Source organism: Acinetobacter sp. S4400-12 (assembly GCF_024129495.1).
Lineage (GTDB): Bacteria > Pseudomonadota > Gammaproteobacteria > Pseudomonadales > Moraxellaceae > Acinetobacter > Acinetobacter lwoffii_C.
In genome coordinates this window covers 1-4306 of record NZ_JAMXYB010000063.1, presented here as the reverse complement: position 1 = coordinate 4306, position 4306 = coordinate 1, and the positions used below count along the sequence as shown (strand labels likewise).

Below are 4306 nucleotides of genomic sequence, written 5' to 3'. Positions count from 1 at the left end.
TATGCTTCATTGTGCGCATATCAATTGAGCCACAGAAATAAGCCAACCATTCGAGTAATCGAATAGTTGGCTTAAACAGGATTCAGGTTATCTAGACGAATGAAGTTATACAAGATAGTGTTTTAGCGATTAAAATTTTTAAGATTATGAAAAGATGGAAAAAATAGTATTTTTACCAGGTGCATCTGGAAACCTTGATTTTTGGAAACCTTTGATTGAGTTTTTACCAGAAAAATATGAAAAACAAATTATTGGCTATCCTGGTTTTGGAAATATTGCAGAGGATACTAGCTTAAAGAATTTTAGTGATTTAGAAGAATACGTTACAGGAAAAATTAATTCAGAATCTATTCTAATTGCCCAATCAATGGGAGGTATTTTTGCTGTTAATAAAGCATCTACCGATGCTAGTCTAATCAAAGGTCTTGTTTTAATAGCAACATCAGGAGGAATCGATTTAACTCCATTCAATGTCCAAGACTGGAGAACTGAATACCAAGAACAGTATCCAAGATATCCTGAATGGTTTATGACAACAAATGTAAATTACGATGAGTATTTGGAAAAAATTAATATTCCGACTTTACTAATTTGGGGAGATGCTGATCCTATTAGCCCAGTAGCTGTAGGAATATATTTAAACACTAAATTAAAAGGTTCTACTTTAAAAATTATTAGTAATGGTAAGCATAATTTGGCTGAAGAACATGCTAAAGAAGTTAGTGTTTATATCAATCAATTTTTAGAAGCCATTTCTTAATTTTTCTAAAATTAACATAATACACCTTATACGAAAGCCCATATAAGTAGGCCCTAATTAGATTCTTTTAGCTCACAAGACCAGGCTTAAAAAAATAATCTAAGTAATTGATCTGAATAAATAAAATGGGATAGTAATGAATTTTAGGCTAGACGCTTAAAAAAATAGAATCTAAAATTCATTACTAATCACCTAAAGCGTTTATTTACAATAATTATATTGTTTTTTCTTAAAAACCTAAAATTCATTACTAATCATATAAATTTTTGATTTATAATTAATATCTTTTTTTTTAGAAACCAAAAAAAAACTAAAAGTCGAATTATCTTTTACCATATAAGGGAAAATTCTGCATTCAGCTTGGCAGTTGCAATATCAGCTTCTGTCACATTAAGCAATTAAAGATCAAATAATTCGGTTAAGTCCCTATCAGAAGTATTTCCATGAAAAAATTCAGTACAAGTGAACATCTCAAAGAAATGGATCGCAAGGAGTGGGCAACAGCTCAATCGATTGCGACCTTCGGCATGAGTCCTGAAGAAAAGAAGGCCCATGAAAAAAGATCCTGGGAACGCTTTGACCGGATCCAGTCCGGAGAAACCACAATTAAAGATGAAGAAGCAGTATTGCTCATGCAGTGGCGTGCCCTAAATAATCTGCTTAAAAGCCAGGACTAAAATCATTATCCTGATCATGATTTCTTATCTTGTCAGGGGTTACTGCCTTTTCTCTCATTTGCAAAGGCACACGTTCGATGACTTGCCGCTGCATGAATGCCAATTCTTCCTCAATAGAGGCTATCTGGATAACTGAATTCTTTAACTGTTGGCCCAAATCAGTTAAGTATTCAAATTTTTCAAGTCGATCGAAGGATTCGATATTCAAAAGATCGATATAAGCCTGTAAATCATGCTGAATCAACCTAAAAGGTTCAGTCATTTGACGATCTTGCAATAAGGCTTGCAGCATCTTCTGTTGTAAAAACAATAATTTTTCTTGAGCATACCAATGCTGCCGTGTCCGTGGTGTTTCAGCTTGCGTGCTCAATTCTTCAATCTCTTGACGATTTTTTAATTCAGCCTCGTAAAATGAACGATACAACTCATAATGATTTTCAGCACGTAACCGGTTAATTTCAGCAGTCATTCTTTCCCGTTCGGCCACTAATTCCGGCTCTTTCTCACGCGCAAAACGGACCGCCTTATTCATCACAGGAACATCCTTCAGCTGTGTGCCATGCTTCTTGTTGTATTCCTTGTTGGATAAACAGCTGACCAAACTAGGAACTTCCACCTGAATTCCCTTGATTTCCACCATCTTGGTCGGGGCATAACGCATGAGACTGTCATTAATCAGCTCTTCAGTTTTCTGCCGATACAGCTGTAACTGCGCCTTTCCCATGCCTAACACATCAGCTGTCAGCTTCTGCGCCCCACCTTTCTGTGGATCCTTTGGGTTATAACGCTTAAAAAACTGTTCTGCTGTCCGGTCGATGCCATCAACATGCCGTTCACTATACATAAAATGCAAATGCGGTTGCTCTTGCCCACCCAACGATCCAACATGATTATGAATGGCACAGGTAAAGGGATAGCGATAGCGGTCTGCAAACTCAGCAATGAATGCCTCGGCCAATTCAATCCGCTGTGCCTGGTTCAACTCTTTCGGCAAGGCCACTACCAGACTGGAACAGGTACGGCCATTACTACGTTCATAAATATCTGCAGCGCCCCAAAACTCAGCCGGCTTTCCTTCAGCAAAATTTGGCATATTGCCGGATCTCACAAACTCGATCTGTTCTGAGGCACTTTCTTTATAATTTTTAAAGTGCGAAGTCCGGGTAATGTAGTGAAACCGGTTCTTGGCCGTGGCAGCATTTTTTACTTTCCCCGATCGGGTCTTCACGGCCTTTTTGCTTGTGTGTTCCAGGTTGCAATAGAACATAATCCCACCTTCAAATTCACGGAGCCTCGCAGAGCCTGCGGAGCACGAGGAGAAGTGTTTTTAATTCGATATAATTGCGCAGTAATTATATCGAATTAAAAACACGGAAACGAGCTTAAGAATTAAATAAAATGTTCCCACATTTTATTTAATTCTTCCCGTGCCGGCCTATGCTAAACTGAAAACAGAAAAACCTCACCCATTTTATGCTGGAGAATGCGATGGCGGCTCGTGGAAGACCTGCGAAAATACTCACTTCAAATGACCTCATGACATTGCAGCAGTTCCTGGAAAAACTTCCCTTCCTCAAGAAAAAACAGCAACAGGCTTTAACCCTACTCCAGCAATCCAATGACAGATTCAATGACAAACAACTCAGTCTGCTCAAAACAGTCGACCGGGAGAAGAACCAGTTTCTAAAAAGACAGGCACTCATTGAACAGATCAAACTGAAGGACAAAAACCAGCAGCCCCTCTTGGCCAACGAAATTGAAATTCTGACCTTACTCAATCAAGCAATGGATCAGGATAATTTTTTCCGCCTGGATCGCGCCCTAGAGTCTTATCAGAAAATTGAAAAAGCCACCCTAGACAATCGAATCCGGCTGGAGAATGAACACAAACGTGAAATTTTGCAGAAAAGTCACAAGGAACTGACGGAAGCCCAGAAAAAACGCAATGCAGAAAACCAACTCAAATACGCAATAGGAGGTGTAGTTCAATCACTTTATAAAGACCTTGATCTTCAGATCCAGCACAGTGATATTCCCCTGCTCAGAGATGCCCTCCTACAGAGCATTATTTGGGAAAGAGCCATTAAAGAAACCACACTCTATAAAGAGATCAAAAACAACACCGAAGACCTCAAGGAAGAAACAAAATTATTCCAGCGTATGGTTGAAGATTTGCCAACCTATAAAATCAATGGGCAAGAGTTTCACAAAGTACTCATCCAAAAGCACCGTGGAAAGCCATAAAATGCGATTACAGCCTGTTTTTGGCTTAATCCTACCCATCCCTAATAAAAAATGTAATCAGGGCTAAAAATGCGAAATAGGCCCTTTTACGCTTTACCTAATACAAATCCTTAATTTATAAACTAAGAAATACCCTTAAAACTCAAATTAAATACCTAAAAGGTATCTATAGAGCGAGTGTCTACGAGCGAACCACTAAAATTCGCGCTTCGACTTTCTGAAAAACAGCTTTTTAGGCTGTAGAGCCTAATAAAGCGTAAATCACATGTAAAAATCAGATTTTAGATCGAGCGAAAGCGAGTGAAAAAGCTCTATGAGCGTAGCGAATCCATTCTTGCTTTTGGTTTTTCGAATTCAAGAAAGAATTAACTAAAAAATTGCCCCTACGAACTGAGCGAAAGCGAAGTTCAATAGAGTTTGAGCGTAGCGAAAACCAAGGGCAATTTTTCCTTCCCTGGGCTTTTAATTAATTTTAATATTTTTAAATGTTTTTAATTTAATTTTAATTTTTAAATTTCAACAACTAACCATTGTATTTCCCCACGTTTAGTTACCCATTTCCCCACGTTTAGTTACCCATTTCCCCACGTTTAGTTACCCATTTCCCCACGTTTAGTTACCCATT

The 4306-nt window shown here is 38.2% G+C and carries 4 protein-coding genes; 3 read left to right on the top strand and 1 reads right to left on the bottom strand.

All coding sequences use genetic code 11. From position 1 onward, the window contains the following. The first annotated feature begins 154 nt into the window (after window positions 1–154). Both NI461_RS13765 and NI461_RS13760 read left to right on the top strand, forming a co-directional pair. Complete coding sequence (locus tag NI461_RS13765; protein WP_253157771.1) at window positions 155–760, top strand: alpha/beta hydrolase; 606 nt, start codon at window positions 155–157, stop codon at window positions 758–760. A gap of 443 nt (window positions 761–1203) precedes the next feature. Further along, on the top strand, window positions 1204–1437 hold the full coding sequence (locus NI461_RS13760) for a hypothetical protein (protein ID WP_253157768.1): 234 nt from the start codon (window positions 1204–1206) through the stop codon (window positions 1435–1437). Here the strand turns inward: NI461_RS13760 and NI461_RS13755 are convergent. After that, complete coding sequence (locus tag NI461_RS13755) at window positions 1421–2665, bottom strand: MobA/MobL family protein (RefSeq protein WP_253157765.1); 1245 nt, start codon at window positions 2663–2665, stop codon at window positions 1421–1423. The genes NI461_RS13760 and NI461_RS13755 overlap by 17 nt on opposite strands. A gap of 260 nt (window positions 2666–2925) precedes the next feature. On the opposite strand from NI461_RS13755, the gene NI461_RS13750 reads away from it, so the two are divergent. Continuing rightward, window positions 2926–3681: a hypothetical protein gene (locus NI461_RS13750; protein WP_253157763.1), complete on the top strand. Its 756-nt coding sequence runs from the start codon at window positions 2926–2928 to the stop codon at window positions 3679–3681. The last annotated feature ends 625 nt before the right edge of the window (window positions 3682–4306 follow it).

Coding starts and splice junctions, on each gene's coding strand:
- NI461_RS13760 (WP_253157768.1), top strand. CDS start 1,204: ATGAAAAAATTCAGTACAAGTGAACATCTCAAAGAAATGGATCGCAAG.
- NI461_RS13765 (WP_253157771.1), top strand. CDS start 155: ATGGAAAAAATAGTATTTTTACCAGGTGCATCTGGAAACCTTGATTTT.
- NI461_RS13750 (WP_253157763.1), top strand. CDS start 2,926: ATGGCGGCTCGTGGAAGACCTGCGAAAATACTCACTTCAAATGACCTC.